Source organism: Mycobacterium sp. (assembly GCF_052144515.1).
Lineage (GTDB): Bacteria > Actinomycetota > Actinomycetes > Mycobacteriales > Mycobacteriaceae > Mycobacterium.
This window is the reverse complement of the sequence record NZ_JBKQQD010000263.1, coordinates 1-4,346: the sequence shown is the minus strand read 5'-3', so window position 1 is coordinate 4,346 and position 4,346 is coordinate 1. Positions and strand designations below refer to the sequence as shown.

The following is a 4,346-nucleotide window of genomic DNA, read 5'->3' as shown; positions in this document are numbered from 1 at the left end:
GCCGCCACGACCTCGGCAACGCGCTCGGCCGCGACGTTGCGGTAGTGGATGGCGACGGCAAACCGCTTGTGCTCCACACGCGCTCCGGGGACCGGCTCGAGGTCGTTGCGCAGTTCCGCGGCTGCGGTCACCAAGGCGGGTATCGCGGCGGCTGCCGCATCGTTGTGGTGATACGTGCCGTCGGGTCCGATGAGCGCAAAGCCGTGGCTGCCGGCGTACCAGATTCCCGGCAGGCCGACCCGGTCGCGGATGTCCGCCAGATCCCGGCCGCTCACTATCGCCACCGGGCACAGCGCCGCCAAGCGCTCCAAAACTTCGGCCGCGCCGTCGACCAACGTGGCCGCGTCGGGGTCCGAAACGATCTCCGAAAGCGTCCCGTCGTAGTCGAGACAGACGAAGGGCTCCCGGCCGGCGACGACGCCTACCAGCTGACCGTAGGAGCTCAGGGCGTCTGGAAGCTGCGCCACGGGTCTGTCACCCTTGCGGATCTCGACGTGGGAAAGATCATCGACCACTACGTCGGCACCGCATGCCAGCAGCTCATCGGTAAGACCAGTGCGGTTCACACCGATGACGACTGAAAAGCCGCCTTTGTGGCCCGCCTCCACCCCGGCCTCGGCGTCCACGACGAGGACGGACCGGCTCGGATTCGTGGCGAGTCCGCGCGTTATTTCGAAGAAGACGGCGAGTTCGGGCTTGCCCGCAAGCGCGAGCCCCCCGGCGATCACAGCGTCGACACGCACGGCGAACAGATTCTCGATGTCCGCGTCGCGCAGCAGACGCTGACAGTCGTGACTCGGCGAGTAAATGCCCGCCGCAATTCCGGCATCTTGGAGTTCCCGCAGCAGATCGACCGTCGACTCCAACGCGGGCACCGCCTCGTCCAGCAGGTCGAGGAACAGGTTCTGCATGCGGTTGCCAAGCCCGCATATCGTCTCCTCGAAGGTGTCGGCCTGCTCGCCGCGAGGCAACGAGACGCGCCGCGAGGCGAGGAAGTCGGCGACTCCGTCAAGGCGCGGCTTGTTATGGACGTGCCTGCGATAGTCGTCATCGGCGAATGGAGAGTGGTCCTCGTTCTCGTTCGCCGGCCTTCGGGCCAGATAGTCGTCGAACGTTGTCTTCCAGGCCGCGGCATGGATGGCCGTGGTGTCGGCGACTAAACCCTCGAGGTGGAAGATCACCGCGTCGTGGTAGCGCGGGTCAATCGTCACGGGCTTCATACCCACGTTCCTTACTCAAACGGGCTGATGAACCGCACCTGCTCTCGCATTCTGCTCGCAGTTTCACCGCGCGCACACCCGAATGCCTCAATGACGGTCCTTTGGCCCCCGGGAAGTGACGAACGCCCAATGTACAGCTATCTGCCAGGGGGCTAACGTCATCGACACGGTGGCCATGGCCGCCGCCGACAGTCCAGCGGGAGGCGCAAGATGGCAAAACAAGCCAACACATGGCGGCGGGGTGCATCGCGGTCCGGCTGGTCGACTCGCCGAACTGCACGACGGACACGGCAGGGGAAACCATGAACGACAAGGCAATTGATGATCAAGAGCTTACGAAGTGGGATCCGGAGTTCACCAAGCTGCTGGCTAATTTGTTCGCGCCCGTTGTGAAGCGATGGTTCCGGGCAGAGGTAAAGGGGTTGGAGAACGTTCCGCCCGTCGGCGGCGCTTTGATGGTTTCGAATCACTCCGGCGGCGTGCAGTTCGGCGAGTCGACCAGCCGGACCGCGATGCACCCCGCCGCCATGTCTTGGCTGCTTGCCATCTCGCGCCTCCCGCTGGGCTGTCGGCGGCGGCCATGGCCACCGTATCGATGACGTTAGGCCGTGGCAGCTAGGTGCACATGGGGCGTTCGTCACTTCCCGGGCGACCAAAGGACCCTCATTGCGGCATTCGGGTGTGCGTCGCGGTGAAACTGCGAGCAGAATGCGAGAGCAGGTGCGGTTCGTCAATCCGTTTGAGTAAGGAACGTGGGTATGAAGCCCGTGACGATTGACCCGCGCTACCACGACGCGGTGATCTTCCACCTCGACGGTTTAGTCGCCGACACCGCGGCCATCCATGCCGCGGCCTGGAAGACAACGTTCGACGATTATCTGGCCCGAAGGCCGGCGAACGAGAACGAGGACCACTCTCCCTTCGCCGATGACGACTATCGCAGGCACGTCCACAACAAGCCGCGCCTTGACGGAGTCGCCGACTTCCTCGCCTCGCGGCGCGTCTCGTTGCCTCGCGGCGAGCAGGCGGACACCTTCGAGGAGACGATATGCGGGCTTGGCAACCGCATGCAGAACCTATTCCTCGACCTGCTGGACGAGGCGGTGCCCGCGTTGGAGTCGACGGTCGATCTGCTGCGGGAACTCCAAGAGGCCGGAATTGCGACGGGCATTTACTCGCCGAGTCACGACTGTCAGCGTGTGCTGCGCGCCGCGGACATCGAGAATCTGTTCGCCGTGCGTGTCGACGCTGTGATCGCCGGGGGGCTCGCGCTTGCGGGCAACCCCGAACTCGCCGTCTTCTTCGAAATAACGCGCAGACTCGCCGCGAATCCGAGCCGGTCCGTCCTCGTCGTGGACGCCGAGGCCGGGGTGGAGGCGGGCCACAAAGGCGGCTTTTCAGTCGTCATCGGTGTGAACCGCACTGGTCGTACCGATGAGCTGCTGGCATGCGGTGCCGACGTCGTGGTCGATGATCCTTCCCACATCGAGATCCGCAAGGGTGACAGACCCGTGGCGCAGCTTCCAGACGCCCTGAGCTCCTACGGTCGGCCGGTAGGCTTTGTCGCCGGCCGGGAGCCCTTCGTCTGTCTCGAATACGACGGGACGCTTTCAGAGATCGTCTCGGACCCCGACGCGGCCACGCTTGTCGACGGCGCGGCCGAAGTTTTGGAGCACTTGGCGACGCTGTGCCCGGTGGCGATAGTGAGCGGCCGGGATCTGGCGGACATCCGCGACCGGGTCGGCCTAGCTGGGATCTGGTATGCCGGCAGCCACGGCTTTGAGCTCATCGGACCCGACGGCACGTACCACCAGAACGATGCGGCAGCCGCCGCGATACCCGCCTTGGAGACCGCAGCTGCGGAACTGCGCAACGACCTCGAGCCGATCCCCGGAGCGCGCATGGAGCACAAGCGGTTTGCGATCGCCATCCACTACCGCAACGTCGCGGTCGAGCACGTTGCCGAGGTCGTGGCGGCCGCGCACCGACGTGGACGACAGCATGCGCTTCGAGTAACCAACGGCCGCAAGGTCGTCGAGTTGCGGCCGAACGTCGACTGGGACAAGGGCGACGCGCTGCATTGGATCAGCGACCACATCCATCAATCGGGTCGTATGATGCCCATCTACATCGGCGATGACCTCACCGACGAAGACGCCTTCGATGCCATCCGATACACCGGCATGGGGATCGTCGTGCGGCACGACGAGGACGGCGGGCGCCCCACGGCCGCTCAGTTCACCCTGCGAGGCCCCCGTGAAGTAGCCGCCTTCCTCCGCCGCGGCGGGAACTGGCTGGCATCCGAGAAGCAAAGCTACGACGGGACATGGACGTTCACGTTCGAGGGCTATGACCCGCACAACGAGAAATTGCGCGAGACATTGTGCACGGTCGGCAACGGCTACTTCGCCACTCGGGGCGCCGCACCGGAATCGAAGGCGGGCCAGGTTCACTATCCGGGCACCTATGCCGCGGGAGTGTACAACCGTCTCGATGACCTTGTCGGCGGCACCCGGACGCAGCACGAGAGTCTGGTGAACCTGCCCAACTGGCTTCCGTTGACATTCCGCATCGACGGCGGCGACTGGTTCGATGTCGACGAGGTCACGTTGTTGTCTTATCGCCAGACTTTCGATCTTCGCGGCGCGGTGCTCAGCCGCGAGTTGCGCTTCCGTGACAATGCCGGCCGTATCACGTCGGTGACGCAGCACCGGTTTGTGGCGATGAACCAGGCCAACGTGGCCGCCCTTGAGACGACGATCCTCGCTGAGGATTGGTCGGGACCGATTGAGATCCGTTCGACGCTCGACGGCAACGTTCGCAACAGCTTGGTGGAGCGCTACCACGATTTGGCCAGCAATCACCTGCAGGGACTGGAAAAGCGTGCATTGTCCGAGAATTCGGTGATTATGACCGTTGAGACGACGCAGTCGCAGATCCCGGTCGCACTGGCCGCGCGGACCAGCCTGTGGCACGGCGACACCCCTGCACCGGCGACGTATCGACTGGTGGACAACGAATTCGAGATCGGTCACGACATTTTCACCGAGCTCGACGCGGGTCGGTCGCTGAGCGTCGAGAAGGTCGTCACCTTGGTCACCGGCCGTGATGTTGCCACGTCCAAAG

General features: G+C 64.4%; 3 protein-coding genes. 2 read left to right on the top strand and 1 reads right to left on the bottom strand.

The genetic code is table 11. From position 1 onward, the window contains the following. Positions 1 to 1,220 (bottom strand): trehalose-phosphatase (gene otsB, locus ACLP9N_RS17555; protein WP_442408618.1); only part of this gene is annotated, 1,220 nt, incomplete at its 3' end. A 302-nt stretch (positions 1,221 to 1,522) separates the two neighbouring features. Here otsB (ACLP9N_RS17555) and ACLP9N_RS17550 point away from each other — a divergent pair. Both ACLP9N_RS17550 and otsB (ACLP9N_RS17545) read left to right on the top strand, forming a co-directional pair. After that, on the top strand, positions 1,523 to 1,819 hold the full coding sequence (locus ACLP9N_RS17550; protein ID WP_442408617.1) for a hypothetical protein: 297 nt from the start codon (positions 1,523 to 1,525) through the stop codon (positions 1,817 to 1,819). A gap of 159 nt (positions 1,820 to 1,978) precedes the next feature. Further along, positions 1,979 to 4,346 (top strand): trehalose-phosphatase (gene otsB, locus ACLP9N_RS17545; RefSeq protein ID WP_442408616.1); only part of this gene is annotated, 2,368 nt, incomplete at its 3' end.